The organism is Shewanella sp. MF05960 (assembly GCF_050849305.1).
Classification (GTDB): Bacteria; Pseudomonadota; Gammaproteobacteria; order Enterobacterales; family Shewanellaceae; genus Shewanella.
Map to the genome: position 1 here is coordinate 45,693 of NZ_JBOZPS010000010.1, position 17,708 is coordinate 63,400.

Genomic DNA, 17,708 nt, shown 5'->3' on the forward strand with positions numbered 1-17,708 from the left:
GCGTATTACTCAGTAATACGCGTTTTTTTATGTGACGGATCCCACCTTCACGGTCGTATATAAATGGCATTAATAGGTTATTAATATGTATTGATTTGGTTATTTACCCAGTCAATATCGTAATTTTACTTGTTCTTATGCCGTTATTTTTCTAATGTTAATGCAGCAATTGAAAATGATTATCAATGAGGTTGATCATGAATACCCACTTACAGCATCAAATTCATCACTGGTTACAACAAGACCCCGATCCTAGCACTCAAGCTCAATTACAAACATTACTCGACAATCAAGACGAAACAGCTTTAACCGCAATGTTTTCAGGGCGTTTAGCCTTTGGCACCGCAGGTCTTCGTGGTGAAGTGGGCCCAGGCCCCATGGGAATGAATCGCCTCGTTGTGAGACAAACAACGGCAGGTCTAGGTGCCTATTTATTGGCACAAATTAATGATGCTGCCAGTCGAGGTGTGATTATTGGTTATGACGGGCGTCATGATTCGTACGCATTTGCTCACGATGCTGCCAGTGTGCTGACCGCAATGGGCATAACCGTTCGGTTAACGACTCGGGTTGCCGCTACACCATTAGTGGCCTTTGGAGTAAAACACTTTAACGCTGCTGCAGGCATTGTGGTTACCGCAAGCCACAACCCACCACAATACAATGGATATAAGGTGTATTGGGAAAATGGTGCGCAAATTATTCCGCCACATGACTCAGGTATTGCCGCGCAAATTCAACATGCTGCCACCCAGAGCATCCCATTTATCTCGCTTGATGATGCCCAGAAACAAGCTAAGTTGATTTGGCTCGAAGATGATTTTTACCAAACCTACCGCGAAGGCATTCATACTGCGAGTGTATTGCAACAACATGCTAATACCCAACCGGTAAGCTTAGCGTACACCGCTATGCATGGTGTGGGCGCTGACATGGCTGAAGCCGTGTTGAAAGATGCAGGATTCACCCAAGTCTATTCTGTCGCGGCACAACGTGAACCGGACGGCGATTTCCCTACGGTAAATTTCCCTAATCCTGAAGAGAAAGGCGCGATGGATTTGGTGATAGCGGAAGCTAAAAAACATCAGGCCATGCTTGCGTGTGCCAATGATCCAGATGCCGACCGTTTTGCTGTGGCAGTGCGTACTGCTGAAAACGACTATAAAATGCTTACAGGCGATCAAGTCGGCGTATTGTTTGGCGAGTATTTATTATCACACGCCCCAGCCCACCAACGTCTAGTGGGCACCACCATCGTGTCGTCAAGTTTGTTGTCTAAAGTTGCACAATCGATGCAAGCAACATGTTATACCACCCTCACCGGCTTTAAATGGTTGATGAATGTAGGAATAAACAAATGCGAAGCTGATAACCAATTCTTATTCGCTTATGAAGAAGCGCTGGGTTATACCGTGGGCAGCATGGTGTGGGATAAAGATGGCTTATCTGCATTAGTCGCGTTTGCACAGTTGTGCGCTGAATTGGCCACCAAAAAACAAACTGTGTGGGACAAGCTAGAGCAAATTTACCGTCTGCATGGTTTTCACCTTAATGCGCAAGTCAGTATTGCCCTAAAACCTGATACGCCAAACATTGGTGAGCATTTACGTCAACAACCACCCGCCAACATTGCCGGTTTTGCAGTAACGTCAAGCGATGATCTAAGACAGTCTTTACGTACATTTTCTGATGGTTCTACTGCGGTCATTGACTTACCTAAAAGTGATGTATTAATTTACTGCTTAGAAAATGGTGCCCGAGTTATTGTAAGACCCTCAGGCACTGAACCTAAAATTAAGTGTTATTACGAAGTGGTTGAAACCATGACAACAACTGACACTTGGACCTCTGCGCAACAACGAGCTGAACAGACGATGGATAAGTTTATTAAAGCTCATCAAGCAAGTTTGCCTAGCTAATCAATTATCGTGAGCGACACCGGCTACACTGTTAAACACCTGTTAAATTTAACAGGTGTTTTTATTTGTGTTAAAAAGTAAATTAACAAACTGTTTGCATTAGTATATTTCACTATACCTGTGTGTCATTACATATGCCGTATTAAACTAACTCACCATATATTAAACAGATCTAATCTCCAGCAAAACTGGTCTATAATGTTATATAATTTCTATTAACGTTATCGCAGGATTGCTAATGTATAAAAGTCTCGTATCTTTGGCGGTCATCGCCAGTATTTCCGCCCCAGCCGCTATGGCTGAAGAGGAAGGTCTCAATCTAGAGCGCATTCAAGTGATTGGTTCACGTATTGCCCTGCGCACAGCCACTGATAGCCCAACACCTGTTGATATTATTACCTCAGAGCAACTTGAAGCGACCGGGATTACCGAAACCGCAAAAGCACTTCAGTTTGCCGCCCCTAGTTTCAGCGTACCATTTTCATCCATTACTGATGGTAGTGATGCGGTACGACCTGCAAGTTTACGAGGCATGTCACCTGACCACACTTTAGTGTTAGTAAACGGTAAACGTCGTCATGGTTCTGCCCTAGTGCACTTATCAGGTACTGTGGGTAAAGGCTCGTCAAACGTTGACTTAAATGCCATTCCGATGACTGCGATTAAACGCATTGAAATTCTGCGTGATGGTGCTTCTGCTTTATATGGTTCAGACGCCATTGCCGGTGTGATTAACGTTGTACTTAAAGACAGCAATGAAGGCGGCAGCATTTCTACCCAAATAGGCCAAACCTATGAAGGTGATGGTGAGCAAGTACGTGTAGGTGTTAACCAGGGCTTTAGCTTTAGCGATGATGGCTTTGTGAATGTGTCTTTAGAAGCGCATCAAAAAAATGCCACTAACCGTGCAGGTCTTGATAGCCGTCAACAATACCCAGAATTGGCTGATGGTAGCTTAGATCCTCGTGAAGACACAATTAATCGTAAAAACCACCACGTTGGTGACAGCGATTATGATAACTACGGCTTATTTGTGAATGCTGAACAAGCCATCACAGACACCAGTAAAGTGTATGCATTTGGCGGGATTAGCAAACGTACCTCAACTTCTGGAGCGTTTTATCGCCGCGCGTTAGATTTGCGTAACATCATTGAAGTCTATCCAGATGGTTATTTACCACAAATTAGCCCTGAAATCCTCGATTATTCATTTGTAATGGGTTATGACGCTGAATTAGGTGATTGGAACATTGATGCCTCTGCCGGTTACGGTAGCAACAGCTTTGAATATAATGTTGAAAACACCATTAACGCCTCTTTAGGTCCAACGAGTCCAACCGATTTTTATGCTGGCACCCTGTCTAATAGTGAGTTAAACCTCAATCTTGATGCGTCTACCTATTATGATTTTTATAATGATTCAGAAATCGTGGTCGCCACAGGTGTCACATTCCGCGAAAGTGGCTATGAAATTGAAGCCGGCCAAGTAGAATCATACATTAAAGGTGATTACGAAGGTAAAGCGGGTGGAAGCCAGGGCTTTGGTGGTTTTACTAAAGAATCTGAAGTGGATGAAGACCGTACCAATACCGGTATATACTTCGAACTTGAAAACCAGTTAACCAATGAATTTTATTGGGCTGCTGCAGTGCGTTATGAAGACTATTCAGATTTTGGCAGTAACACCAGCTGGAAGTTGTCGGGTCGTTACGATATTACTGACAATGTAGCATTACGTTTAACCACTGATACGGGTTTCCGTGCACCAAGTGTGCAGCAGCTTTACTTTACCAACGTATCGACCTTCTTTGACCCTGACCCGGTAACCGGTGAGTTTGTACCACGCGAATCAGGTACCTTTAACCAGTTATCGCCAATCAAAGATGCATTAGATATTCCCGATCTTAAAGCTGAGATCTCGCATTCAGTCAGTGCAGGTTTAGTGTATAACGGCGACAATGGCTTTACGGCGACTTTAGATGCGTATCAAATTAATGTTGATGACCGTATTATTTTATCGGGTTCGGTAGACCAAGAAAGTTCACCTGTGATTGCTGAAGCCTTAGCCGGTAGCAATGCCGACTCAGCGCGTTTCTTTATAAATGCAGTTGATACTGAAACTCAAGGGGTTGATTTGGTTATGACCCAGGAGTTTGACCTTGGCCAATTTGGTGATGTGAGCGCCAATCTTGCTTATTCATACAAAAAAACCAAAATTGAATCAATTAACTTACCGTCTATTCTTGATGGATTAGAAGATGATCTATTTGATCGTATTGAAGTTATCCGTATGACTGAAGCAACACCTAAAAACACCGGTAATATTGGTTTTACTCATCATTATGATGACTTTACCACTAACTTACGTTTCAGCTACTTTGGTGATTACACGGTAGGTTATTCGTCGAGTGAAGTGGAATACGATGCAAAATGGACCACAGACTTAAGTACCCGTTATCAAGCCACTGATTCACTTGCGGTAACACTTGGGGTGCAAAATCTGTTTGATACCTACCCAGAGAAACGTCCTGAAGACAATAACTTCAATGGTATTTTTGTTTACCCATTAACCAATACTCCATTTGGTTTTAACGGTGGCTACTACTACTTAGATCTACGCTACACCTACTAAATAATCGTTATTAGTAAGCATTAATCAGCCGATAACTCACGCTGAAAACAAAAAAGCCAATCATGTTTGATTGGCTTTTTAATACCTCAAGCTGAACAGAGAACGATGGGGTAATAACATTAACTTACGTTGTCTTGCTAGCGGAGTAATGCTTACTGACCTTGTTTACTCACTAAGTTTAATCATCATTAGCATTAGTGTCATAAAGCTTTTCAAGATACTGCTTCGCGACATCGTTCCAGCTAAACCGCTGTTTGGCAGCATTGTGCTTCACCTGTTGCCAAGTATCACTGCCATATAACTCGAGCACTTGATTAACTCGCTCAACCAGAGCTTGCGCTTGCGCTGCTAGCGTTTCACCATTAAACACCCAACCACTGACATTATCTATAATCGTGTCATTCAGTCCGCCCACGCCATGAACCAAACAAGGCTGCCCTTCCCGCATTGCGAGCATTTGACTTATTCCGCATGGCTCAAATGAACTTGGCATTAAAAATAAACTGCCCGATTGATAAAGCTGCTCAGACAATGCTTCATCATAACCGTTTAAAAACAGAAAGTTATCATAACGCGCCGCGGTAGCTTGCAGTACCTTAGCAATATGCAGATCACCACTACCAAGCAACATAAATACCCCACTCGGTTGATGTCGCTGAAGCGATTCGACTATCGCATCTAGCACTGTTTTTGTGGTGGTTCGACCTTCAGCATCAATAAATGGTTGTAATAAAATCAACATTTTTTGTTCTGTTAAACGTCCAACAAAAGTCAACAGAAAACGGTCTGTATCGGGAACAACCTGACTATTTTTTAGCAACTGGGTGTTGGCCATTAGTGCATGTTTATATTGGTTAATGCGAGTAAGTGCAATGGAATCTATCACATTGACATTAGCAACCTTAGCTTGCCATTTAATAAGGGTGTTTTCAGCTTTAAGTAACAACGCCGCATAATCATGATGAGGTTCATCGGTGTTATTAACCTCATCATAAACACAACCATTAATGATCCCGACTAACTTGCCTTGCTGACATTTAGCAATTAAGTCGTTCTCTAAACCTTCTCCACCAAAAAAACCTTTAATATAGTCAGATGGTATGAGCACTTCTCGAGCATAGGTCGGTGACACCAAATGCACTTTGTCACTCAGTACAATCCCCATTCGCATAGGATTGATGCAATTGTCATAACGAGGATCAAACAAGCTGTTATCCGCAATTGGGTTTAATTTACCCATATATTGCGGAAACCAATGGCCAAATGAAGAATCATCTCCGGTAAAGGGGCGGATCCCTTGTAATGCCAAGTTGTGAATCGTAAATACACAAGGTAAAGCCTTTAAGACTGCAAATTCATCAACACAACTGCGAAGCATTGCCACCATGGCAGTGTGCCAGTCGTGAAGGTGTAACACATCCACTCGCGGTAATACTCCTTGCACTAAACTAGTGGCCGCGCAGAGTGAAAACAAAGCAAACTTGGTCGCATCTTCGGCAAACGGTCTGTCGGCGGAACCGTTACAATAGATTTTATCTTGATGGTTAAATAACGGATGATCAAATAAATAGATTTGCGCGATTGAATCGTCAGCATCATTTTGCCTGGCCGCTGCGATGTCATCTTTGTTTTGCGGCCGAGGCATCCGATACACCGCTACAGAGTGGTGTTCACCCGCAAAGCACACCTCAATATCTTCCATATGGATAGCATGATATCTCTGGGCTAAAAAACCATAATTTGGCATAGCAACATCGGCTATCACTTCGCACATGGCTAATGCTGGGGGCAAATCGCGGATAACATCCGCCATGCCACCCACTTTAGCGCCGTGAAGTGCATCGTTTTCTGCTGCCACCAGCAGTACTCGTTTTACACTACCTTGAGTCATTTCCAGTCCTTATTCGTAGCCAACAGGTAAACCCAACATTTTCCGTGTTACTAAAGTAACGCCTTTTTCGGATACCCTAAAACCCTTAGCCCTATCGTGATCATGATTATAACCAATCACCATTCCTTCAGGGATGATGCAACCCCGATCTAAAATGGCATTTTGGATTTTACAATTCTTCAATACCACCACATCGGGTAATAAAACCGAGTCTTTTACAAAAGAATAAGAACATACCCTCACTTCATCAAACAACACACAACGTTTAACTTTAGCACCTGAAATAATACAGCCTCCAGAAACGATAGAGTCCACAGCCATACCGCGCCTATCATCATCATCAAACACAAATTTAGCGGGTGGTAACTGCTCTTGATAGGTCCAAATTGGCCACTTGGCATCATAAAGGTTGAGTGGCGGTGTGGGTAATAACAGCTCCATGTTTGCTTGAAAAAACGAATCTAATGTCCCAACATCACGCCAATATGAAGGTTGTCCAGCAACCGCACTGGAAAATGGAAATGCAAACACTTTGTGATTTTCAATAATGGCTGGAATGATGTCTTTGCCAAAGTCACGATCTGATTTTTCGTTGTTGGCATCTTTTTTTAACTGTTCAAATAAAAACTTAGTGTTGAATACATAGTTGCCCATCGAAGCTAAACACATTGTAGGATCACTTGGAACCGGTTTGGGCTCAGCGGGTTTTTCTTCAAAGCCAATCACCCGATGATCGCTATCAACTTCCATCACCCCAAACGCTCCAGCGGCTTCGTCAATAGGTGTTTCTAAACAACACACAGTCATCTCAGCACCTGATTCTGCATGGGCGGCTAGCAAGCCTGCATAGTCCATACGATATATATGGTCACCAGATAGGATCATCACATATTTAGGAATTTCCTGTCTAATAATATCAATATTTTGGAATACCGCATCTGCAGTACCTTGATACCAGTTACCTGATGTTTGTTGAGAAGCCGGTAATATTTCAACCGACTCCCCTAGCTCTTTTTTAAAATGTCCCCAGCCACGAGTAACATGACGAATTAATGAATGCGACTTATATTGTGTCACCACCCCTACTCGGCGTATTCCAGAGTTAATACAGTTTGATAATGGAAAATCAATAATGCGATATTTACCCCCAAAATAGAGTGCGGGCTTAGCGCGCCAATCGGTTAATTCGTACAAGCGAGAACCACGTCCCCCCGCTAAAATCAACGCATAGGTATCACGGGTTAAATTACTAATATAACGAATATTACTCATAAGCAGACTCCATTTTGCTATTTAAAATAGCCATTAATAAATAAACATTGATACATGATTTAACTTATTTGTGGCATCACATCACTTACCTGTTTACTTTTTCATCCAAATTTCGTCGCGGTAGCCCGCTATGGTGTTGTCGCTTGAAAAACGCCCGCTTGCAGCAGTATTCTTAATACTCATTTGTTGCCAACTATCTTGATCAATATAGGTTTTTGCCACCAGCGCTTGTGCTTGGCAATAACTGTCAAAATCAGCGGCCGTCATCCATTGATCATTAGGATCGATAATCGAGGCAATAATGCTGTCGAAAATCCCCGGTTCGACCAAATTAAAATGACCACTTTCTAACATATTCATCACCCCTTGGAGGGCTGGCGAATGATCAATAATGTGTTGAGGCTGGTAATCCATACGAGTTTGCGTTACTTGACTAGCATTTAAGCCAAATAAGAAGAAGTTTTCATGGCCAACCTCTTCAAGCATTTCTATATTGGCGCCATCTAATGTGCCAATGGTCAAGGCACCATTCATCATGAATTTCATGTTGCCTGTACCTGAAGCTTCTTTACCCGCTGTTGATATTTGCTCAGATAAATCAGTGCCCGGACAAATTTTCTCCATCGCACTGACGTTGTAATTAGGTATAAATGCCATGCGTAAATATGGCGTAACAAGAGGATCAGAATTGATCATATGGGCTACATTATTGGCCAGCTTAATAATTTGTTTTGCCATGGCATATCCAGGAGCAGCCTTGCCACCAATTAACACACAACGTGGCACCATATCCTGAGTGTCTCCGTTAAGTATGCGGCGATATAAATGGATAACATGAAGAATATTCATCAATTGGCGTTTGTATTCGTGGATACGCTTAACTTGCACATCAAACATCATCTTTGGATCAAACTCGACGCCACACTGCTGTTTCACAAATTTGGTTAATGATTGTTTATTCTCAAATTTTACCAAGGCCCATTCTTTAACAAATGCTTTGTCACTGATACAGTCATTTAGTCCCTTAAGCCGTGACAAATCCTTAATCCAATCGTTGCCTAAACGACTACAAATCAACGAAGATAATTTTGGGTTACAAAATGCTAGCCAACGTCTAGGGGTAACACCGTTAGTTTTGTTGTTAAACTTGTGAGGCCATAATTGATAGAAGTTATTAAATAACCCCTCTTTGAGTAACTGAGTATGTAACCCTGCCACACCATTAACAGAAAAACTGGCAACGATGGCTAAGTAGGCCATTCGTATTTGCTGTTCTCCGCCCTCTTCAATAATCGACATCTCAGTCAGCTTTTGAATGTCACCAGGCCAATGATGTGCCACCAACTCTAAATACCGTGCATTAATTTCAAATATGATTTCGACAATACGAGGAAGCATATTTTTCATCATAGGAACTGACCAACGCTCTAATGCCTCAGGCAATAAAGTATGGTTGGTATATGCCATTGACTGACTTGTAATGGTCCACGCTGCGTCCCAACTTAAACCATATTGATCAAGCAACAATCGCATCAATTCAGGCACAGCAATGCTTGGATGAGTATCGTTAAGCTGCATTACGTTTAGCTCACTGAAGTGGCTAAAATCTTCACCAAACTTGTTTACATAACGGATTAATAGGTCCTGTAAACTGGCTGAAGATAAAAAATATTGTTGCTTCAACCGTAATTCTTTACCATTAACGCTAGCGTCATTGGGATACAACACCATGGTAATTTGTTCAGCCAAGTTTTTAGTTGCTACCGCTTCTGCATAATCACCTTCGTTAAACTCTGCTAAATCGAAGTCATCATTGGCTTCCGCTTTCCATAAACGTAAGGTGTTAATACGATTATTTTTATAACCTGGAATAGGCATATCATATGGAATAGCTAATACTTTTTGAGTGTTAACCAAAACATGATGCCGATGACCCTGCTTAAAAGAATGAGTTTCGGTATGACCATAAAAAGGGACAGAAACAATATGATTAGAAATTCGGACTTCCCAAGGGTTACCATTTCGTAACCAACGATCGGGTCGCTCTATCTGATAACCATCTATTATTTTTTGTACAAACATGCCGTATTGATATCGGATACCATAACCCGTAACGGGTAAATCCAAACTAGCACAACTGTCGAGAAAACAAGCCGCTAAGCGTCCGAGCCCACCATTGCCTAACCCTGCATCATGCTCAACTTGTTCAATATGTTCTAAGTTAGTGGCGTACTCTGTGAGTACTTGTCGAGCATCCTCGGTAATGTCTAAACTTAATAATGCATTACCTAATGCTCGGCCCATCAAAAACTCTAATGACAAATAGGCCACTTGTTTTTGTTGATATTGATTATCCTTGAGCCGTGTTTGTCGCCAGTCATCAAGCATTTGTTCCTTAACGCTTTGTGCTAAGGCATTAAACAATTCATGTTTATCATGGTCGTCTCTGCATAATTCGTAGCGCATATGCCTTGCTAATAAGGCCTTTAAGCTATCGCAAGGTTCTTCGTGAGAACAATTTTGTTCGTCTATTAATATCTCGGCAGTGACTTCAACTTTACTATTGGTTTTACTGATATTGGCACTGGCGTTATCTTTCGCTGTGGTCATCAATTGCTCCTTGTAAACTCGGTATGAAATAACATTAAACTACGACTCATTAAACTGACTTGCTGATCCTCATTCACTGAAGGCTCACTTTCTTGGGTATGTAATAAACAATGCCAATATCGAAGATGGGGTAATTGTGGCAGAGTAAAGGTATGCGCTAATTCATCTGTATTAATCATCAATAACAATGCTTCTGTACTCTCAGCGGCAGCACCAATATCAGCATGAGCTAAATTCCCCGTTAAAATGACACTCAAGGTCCGGATTTGATACTCACCCCAATGGCATTTGTTCATCACCTCACCCTGGCGGTTAAACCAGGCTAAACCATTATCAAAAAGGGCTTCTGGCTTATGAATAAACGCTTGATGGCATAACATTGGAAAGCGTTTACGTAAGCTGATTAATTGCGCCGTAAAGTTCACTAATGGCCAATCGATATTGTCCCAGTTAAACCACCCTATGGGATTGTCCTGACAATAGGCATTGTTATTACCTTGTTGAGTTTGGCTCGATTCATCGCCTGCCAACAACATCGGCACCCCCTGAGACAACAACAAACAGGTTAATAAGTTACGTTTTTGTCGACTGCGGATGGCATTAATGGCGTCATCGTCGCACTCACCTTCGATGCCATAATTACTACTGCAGTTTTCTTGATGTCCATCGCGGTTATCTTCACCGTTGGCCAAGTTATGACGATCGCCATAACTGACTAAATCATGCAAACTGAAACCATCATGGCTGGTGATAAAATTGATGCTCGCGGCAGGGCCACGACCGTTATGTTCGAAAAAATCGCTTGAACCGTGGAACCGCTTGGCAAACTCAGGCGATAAACCACTGTCGCCTCGCCAGAATTTGCGCATGGCATCTCTATAACGGTCATTCCACTCACTGAATGCCACTGGGTAATTGCCTAACTGATACCCCCCCGGGCCAATGTCCCAAGGCTCAGCAATCAATTTGACTTTGCACAACACAGGATCTTGAGTGATGGCATCAAAAAAGCCACTTCCACGATCAAATCCATAGGCTTCTCGTCCAAGGCAACTGGCTAAATCAAATCTAAATCCATCAACGCCCATCACTTCTACCCAGTAGCGCAGCGAATCCATGACCAGCATCAGTACTTGAGGATGATTAAGGTTGAAGGTATTACCGCAGCCAGTATCGTTAATGTTGAAACGTTTTTCATTGGGTAATAACCGATAGTAGCTAGCATTATCGATACCACGAAAACTGAAAGTGGGTCCCAAATGGTTTCCTTCGGCGGTATGGTTAAAAACCACATCGAGGATCACTTCAATCCCAGCAAGATGAAGTGTAGAAACCATTCGTCTGAATTCGCCAATATCTCCCTCATCCGATAAATAAGCAGAATGTGGAGCCATAAAAGCAATGCTGTTGTATCCCCAGTAATTAGTCAGGCCTTTTTGCACCAAAAAGGGTTCATCAAAAAAGCCATGCACGGGTAACAACTCTATGCAGGTAATCCCTAAGTTCTGTAAATAGTCAATTATCGGTTGGCTAGCTAACCCAGCAAACGTCCCTTGTTGGGACAATTGAATATTGGGGTGCTGTTGAGTAAAACCCTTTACATGAGTCTCGAATATGATGCTTCTAGCGAGACTAATATTAAGGGGTGCTATTGGAATATCGTTTACAAATCGACTGTCTAACACCATACATTTGGGCATATATGGTGCGCTATCTTGAGTATCAAATGATAAATCTTCATTTAAGGCATCAATGTCATAACCATAAATCGCAGGGTGGTATGTCACTTCCCCCACTAATCTTTTGGCGTAAGGATCGAGCAGAAATTTATGATGATTAAAACGGTGCCCGAGTTCAGGCTGGTAAGGCCCAAAAACTCGATAGCCATAAAGCAGTCCCGCTTTAGCACCCGATAAGTGGCAATGCCAAATCTGTCGTATTTGATGCTGCATAATATATTGCGCTATTTCAACACTGCCTGTGGAGTCAAAAATACACAGCACTACTTTTGTTGCATGCGCCGAAAATAACGAAAAGTTCACCCCATTATCATCGAGTGTTGCCCCAAGTGGATAAGGATAACCGCTGGTCATATCCATAACATGCCCTTGTAAAGTTGAAACCATTATTTCGTCACCCACTTATTGCGTAGGCTGATCTTGTTCGTCTAGTTCTGGAACCCAAATACTGCAACCCAACGGTGGTACTGTGATAACAATACTGTGTAACATGCCTTGCCATGGAGTAGCCTGAGCTTCACAGGGATTATCATTGACGACATCACCGCCACCATAGTGCTGATGGTCACTGTTGAGCAACTCGCGATAGTTTTGCGCCGTGGGTACACCCACTCTGAAGTCGTAATAAACCTGTGGAGACATGTTGACCACAATCACGACATGTTGTTGCTTGTCCATGCCAAAACGACAAAACACCAAAATGTTATTGTCAGCATTGTTGCAGTCGAGCCATTGGAAACCGTCGCTATGGTGATCGCGTTGATATAATGCAGGATATTGTTGATAGCATTGATTGAGATCGCGCACCCAATCTTGCACACCTTGATGTGTTGCATAGGTTAATAAATGCCAATCTAGGCTCTGGTTATGGTTCCATTCGTTGCGCTGGGCAAATTCGTTACCCATAAACAATAATTTTTTGCCCGGATGAGTCCACATAAAGCCATAATAAGCGCGTAATGTGGCGAACTTCTGCCAGTCATCACCCGGAATTTTATGCAGTAACGACCCCTTACCGTGAACCACTTCATCGTGACTGAGTGACAAAATAAATTGTTCGGTGAAGGCATACACTAAGCTAAAGGTAAGCTCACCATGATGATAACGTCGGTAAAGAGGGTCACAACTGATGTAACGTAAAGTGTCATTCATCCACCCCATGTTCCATTTAAAGCCAAAACCTAGGCCATTATTGCTGGTGGCTTGCGTCACACCTGGCCATGCGGTTGACTCTTCAGCAATCATGTTAATGCCTGGGAAGCATTGGTACATGCGCGCATTTAACTCTTGTAGAAAGCTGATAGCTTCAAGGTTTTCACGCCCGCCGAATTTATTTGGGATCCATTGATCTGCTCTTCTGCTGTAATCGAGGTAGAGCATAGACGACACAGCATCAAGCCTTAAACCATCAAAATGAAATTCATCTAACCAGTAATGGGCATTACTGTATAAAAAACTGCGAACTTCTGCGCGACCATAATTATAAATTAGTGTGTCCCAGTCCGGTTGTTCGCCTTTGCGGGGGTCAGCATGTTCGTATAAGCAACTACCGTCAAACCTTACCAATCCATGAGGATCGCGAGGAAAATGTGCTGGCACCCAATCGAGCAACACCGCAATACCTTGCTGATGGCATTCATCAATAAAAGCTTTAAGGCCATTGGCATCACCAAAGCGATAAGTCGGGGCAAATAACCCTACAGGTTGATAACCCCAAGATCCATCGAACGGATATTCGCTGATTGGCATTAACTGTAAATGAGTAAAACCCATCTCTTTTATATAAGGTACTAACTCGGCAATTAACTGCGAGTAATCAGTATATTCCTGGCCGTCATCCCCATTGCGACGCCACGAGGCTAATTGCACCTCATAGATAGACATAGGTTGTACGTGTGGCTGATGACTTGCCCGCTCTGCTAACCATTGACTATCTTGCCAGTCATAACGTTCGACATGAGGGATTTTCGACGCATTATGAGGTGATGGTTGCATGGCGACCGCGTAAGGATCAGACTTAATAACGCGATTGCCATGCATATCGCTAATGGCATATTTATAGTGTTGATCGGGTTCAACCTCAGCAATGAAAATATCCCACAGCCCACTAGCAGGATGGTGACGTAATATATGACGCTTGTTGTCCCATAAATTAAAATCCCCCATCACCGCAACTTGCTTAGCATTTGGCGCCCACACACAAAAATGAACCCCTTTCAGACCCTGATGTTCACGCCAATTAGCACCCTGAAAATGGTATGTTTGCAACTGGCTGCCTTCGCCAAATAAATACACGTCATCAGGGTTGAGTAAGCTGTCAAATTGATATGGGTCGTTAATGAGCTGCTCACATAAGGGATATTGCACCCGCAATAAATAAGCAAAAGGCTTCACTCTTCGGCCCATTTTACCGGCAAATAGACCTTGCTCGTTCACTTGCTCAAGTGTTGCCACTTTACGTCCATCTTTAGCGCTCAATACATCAACACTGATCGCACCAGGTATTAAGCAACGGACAACCAGTGTTTTACCATCATTAGCACTGTGCATGCCAAGCAGTGAAAACACATCTGTGTACTCACCATTTAATAAGGCTATTTCACTACCTTGTTGAAAATACGGGGTCGCTACAGTCATATTCAATGATCCATTAATAGGCACGTTTATCGGATGACGATGTGTTTTCTGCATTGGTGTTTACTGTTGTGTTTACGGTACTTGTGTTAACTGGATTGGCTTGAGTTCGGGACTTTCGGGCTGATGCTATCGCTTCAAGACGTTGCTGTACTTTAGGGCTTTGGGACATTTGTTTGATTGAAAGGGGTAATCGCCGCTGCCAATTAGGGAATGCTTTCCAGGTGCCGGGAATATTTACTCCGTGTTTATCGGCGACTAAATCACTTAATTGCACACTAAACAGTTGTGCATTGCCTTTTGCGGCAACTCGGATCCAGGCCAATAACACACTGTCAAAATCTAATTGTTCAACCGATGTAGTAGAGGTTGGTAGCTCAAATTCCTGTTCGCGGATAAGCAAATCAATTAATTGCTGTTTCTCTTGCTGACGCTGAGTGATGGCCTGCTGTAACTTGTCATCGGTTTCAATCAATTCGAGCTGACGTCGTAGACGTAAGTCCGCACCAAACCACCACGCAGAAAGCGTTGGTACATCATGATTAGCTAGCATCATCAGGCTTTGACGCTTATAGTTTTGTGGTGATTGGAAGCGATTGTGATCTTTACAAAAATAAAATAATTCATTAGATAAAATGCCGGCTTCGTGCAAACACGCCACAATTTCCGGTGGTACTATGCCTAAATCCTCGCCAATCACAATGCAACGAGCGCGCTGGCTTTCTAAACAAATAATGGCTAACAAGGTTTCTAATGGATAATAGACATAACAGCCATTACCGAGTTCTTCATGTAGTGGCCACCACCACAAACGCAGTAATCCCATGACATGATCAATTCTCAATGCTCCGCAACTTTGCATATTACTGCGAACCAACTGGATAAAATGACCATAATCATGTTGTTTTAATTTAACCGGATCGAATGGGGTTAAGCCCCAATTTTGGCCATGTTCAGCAAAAGGATCTGGTGGTGCACCAATACTGGCGTTGTCACAAAACAAATCGGCATTGGCACTAATTTCGGCGCCATGACTCACCGCCCCGACAGCCAAATCACGAATAAGCCCAATACTCATTCCACACTGTTTAGCATTCAACTGGCAAGCTTGTAATTGTTCATTAGCGACAAATTGTAGATACAAATAAAAGCCAACATCTTGAGTGAAATATTTAGGTGCTAATTTCACCTCGATGGTAACAAACTGAATCAGCGCAGTTTCATCTTGTGCCAAAAACGCCTTATAAGCTCTATATCTTGGTGTTTCTAACTTGACGTGATGAGAACAAAATATTTGATACAACTTATCGAAAATGGCATATTTCAGGCTGTGTACTTCATCGTAATTAATAAGGTGGGCTTGATTGAGCACTAATCTTTTTTGCTGCCATTTTTGTGATAATAATTCGCCATTAAGGGCGTTATATTCATCAACGGCTTCAATTTGTATGTATAAAGGGTTTAATCGACGGCGGTCTGTCGGGCTGTATGGACTGGGGTTATCTGGCTGACTGATGTCTACAGCATGTAGTGGATTGAGAAGAATAAAATCTGCACCAGCATGGGCAGCGTACTCTATAAGTTCAGCTAAATTGCCAAAATCACCAATCCCCCATTGCGCCTCATTACGTAAAGCATACAGTTGCGCATTAAGTCCCCATGTTTCTTTATTGTTGTTAAATGGCTGCGCTGAACGACCTTGATAAGCCGTAGACGGCGCAACCATCAATTGTCCCTGTAAGGTGTTTTTACGCTGAGGATCATGATTAAACACTAAATCAACTTGGTGATAACCTAAATGCAATGCCGAGTTATCAAGCATTAAGCGATATTGGCAATAACGCTTGTCATTAATATGATATTCGCCAGCAATAACACAATCACTTACATTGGCACTCACCGAGAGTGTGTCAATATTTTCACCGCTAATGGTCACCACAAACCCAGATGCATAATTCTCTGGCAGATAAACATCGACATAAAGCTTTTCAATGGTACACCATTGAAAAGTATGTAACGGAAGCAACCAAGGCTGTACATCGAGTTGCTCTATTCGCGCGTCTATCTTTGGTGGTGATAATTGCTGCTGAGTAAAATCCTGTATATCAAATGATTGAGGGTCGGACTCATCATGAAGATGTTCACGTTGATGAAACGATGATTGCAATAACATCGTAGTTAAAATCCCCTGCCTGTCCCTAGCGGGTATGTGAACAAGATTACCGAAACAATCGATAAATTCTGCCCCTACACCTTGCAAATATAGCAACTTCTCTAGTCCCATATTTGTCTTCCTCGCGATAATTAACTGCATTCATTCCAGCAGTTACCATGCCAGTTCATCATAACAAATTGAAGACAGATTAATGGCAATAAAATGACAACGATTACTAAATATAAATCAGCAACTTACCAATCGATGTTGACGTTTAAATGTTTAAACACACAATCATTTTAGGACTATTAAATGCACGATAATCGGGCACGTGTCACAAAATGGCGCAATTAAGCAATCAATGTCACTATAATTATTATTACTCGGTTTATTGCGTAGACGGTTGATATTAAGTAGGAACGGTTAATCGTGCAGCAAACAAATTACCTAAACTATTGAGCATTCTGATAGGCTTGTTCAAATGTTATACAATGAGTTGCTGGGCGCGACTCATTGTTGGATGTTTAAACCCATTTTATTAATTATCTGGTATTAAGTGGAAATTCTGCGGCTTATAGATAAATAATAGGATTGTTAGGCATCGTTGTTTTTCGGCAACGGCTCCTGCGTTACTCTATCTCCTACATCTGACTGCTATAGATGGTGGAAATGTTTTAATTTTATGGCAAAAATAAGACCATGCAGTTGTACCTAATAAACATATTAAGCAGCATAGAAGGTGCAGAAAACCGCCCTTAAGAATCACATAGGCTTTCCATTTATTTGTTACATTGTTTTACAAAGAAACAACCATATTTTCAACAATGCGTCTCAAACTGAAATCTGAGTGACTCTG

At 42.3% G+C, this 17,708-nt stretch carries 8 protein-coding genes; 2 read left to right on the top strand and 6 right to left on the bottom strand.

The window, feature by feature from the left end:
• Positions 1 to 197: 197 nt before the first annotated feature.
• Both ACROAE_RS11825 and ACROAE_RS11830 read left to right on the top strand, forming a co-directional pair.
• The gene (locus ACROAE_RS11825; RefSeq protein WP_432401948.1) at positions 198 to 1,919 is read left to right on the top strand and encodes a phospho-sugar mutase; all 1,722 of its coding nucleotides are present in this window, start codon (positions 198 to 200) and stop codon (positions 1,917 to 1,919) included.
• 238 nt (positions 1,920 to 2,157) lie between these two features.
• Entirely contained in the window at positions 2,158 to 4,551 is a 2,394-nt protein-coding gene (locus ACROAE_RS11830; protein WP_432401950.1) for a TonB-dependent receptor plug domain-containing protein, read from the top strand.
• Positions 4,552 to 4,729: 178 nt separating this feature from the next.
• Here the strand turns inward: ACROAE_RS11830 and ACROAE_RS11835 are convergent, their stop codons facing one another.
• From ACROAE_RS11835 to malQ, 6 genes are all read right to left on the bottom strand, one after another.
• The gene (locus ACROAE_RS11835) at positions 4,730 to 6,442 is read right to left on the bottom strand and encodes a glycogen synthase (protein ID WP_432401952.1); all 1,713 of its coding nucleotides are present in this window, start codon (positions 6,440 to 6,442) and stop codon (positions 4,730 to 4,732) included.
• 9 nt (positions 6,443 to 6,451) lie between these two features.
• Complete coding sequence (gene glgC / locus ACROAE_RS11840) at positions 6,452 to 7,714, bottom strand: glucose-1-phosphate adenylyltransferase (protein ID WP_432401954.1); 1,263 nt, start codon at positions 7,712 to 7,714, stop codon at positions 6,452 to 6,454.
• Between the two features lie 93 nt (positions 7,715 to 7,807).
• On the bottom strand, positions 7,808 to 10,324 hold the full coding sequence (locus ACROAE_RS11845) for a glycogen/starch/alpha-glucan phosphorylase (RefSeq protein ID WP_432401956.1): 2,517 nt from the start codon (positions 10,322 to 10,324) through the stop codon (positions 7,808 to 7,810).
• Positions 10,324 to 12,423, bottom strand: a complete 2,100-nt coding sequence (glgX, locus tag ACROAE_RS11850) for a glycogen debranching protein GlgX (RefSeq protein ID WP_432401958.1) — start codon at positions 12,421 to 12,423, stop codon at positions 10,324 to 10,326. Before glgX ends, ACROAE_RS11845 begins: the two co-directional genes overlap by 1 nt.
• A gap of 42 nt (positions 12,424 to 12,465) precedes the next feature.
• Positions 12,466 to 14,700 (bottom strand): 1,4-alpha-glucan branching protein GlgB, encoded by a 2,235-nt coding sequence (gene glgB / locus ACROAE_RS11855; protein WP_432401960.1) that lies wholly within the window; start codon positions 14,698 to 14,700, stop codon positions 12,466 to 12,468.
• A gap of 13 nt (positions 14,701 to 14,713) precedes the next feature.
• Positions 14,714 to 16,981 (bottom strand): 4-alpha-glucanotransferase, encoded by a 2,268-nt coding sequence (gene malQ / locus ACROAE_RS11860; protein ID WP_432401962.1) that lies wholly within the window; start codon positions 16,979 to 16,981, stop codon positions 14,714 to 14,716.
• Positions 16,982 to 17,708: the final 727 nt, after the last annotated feature.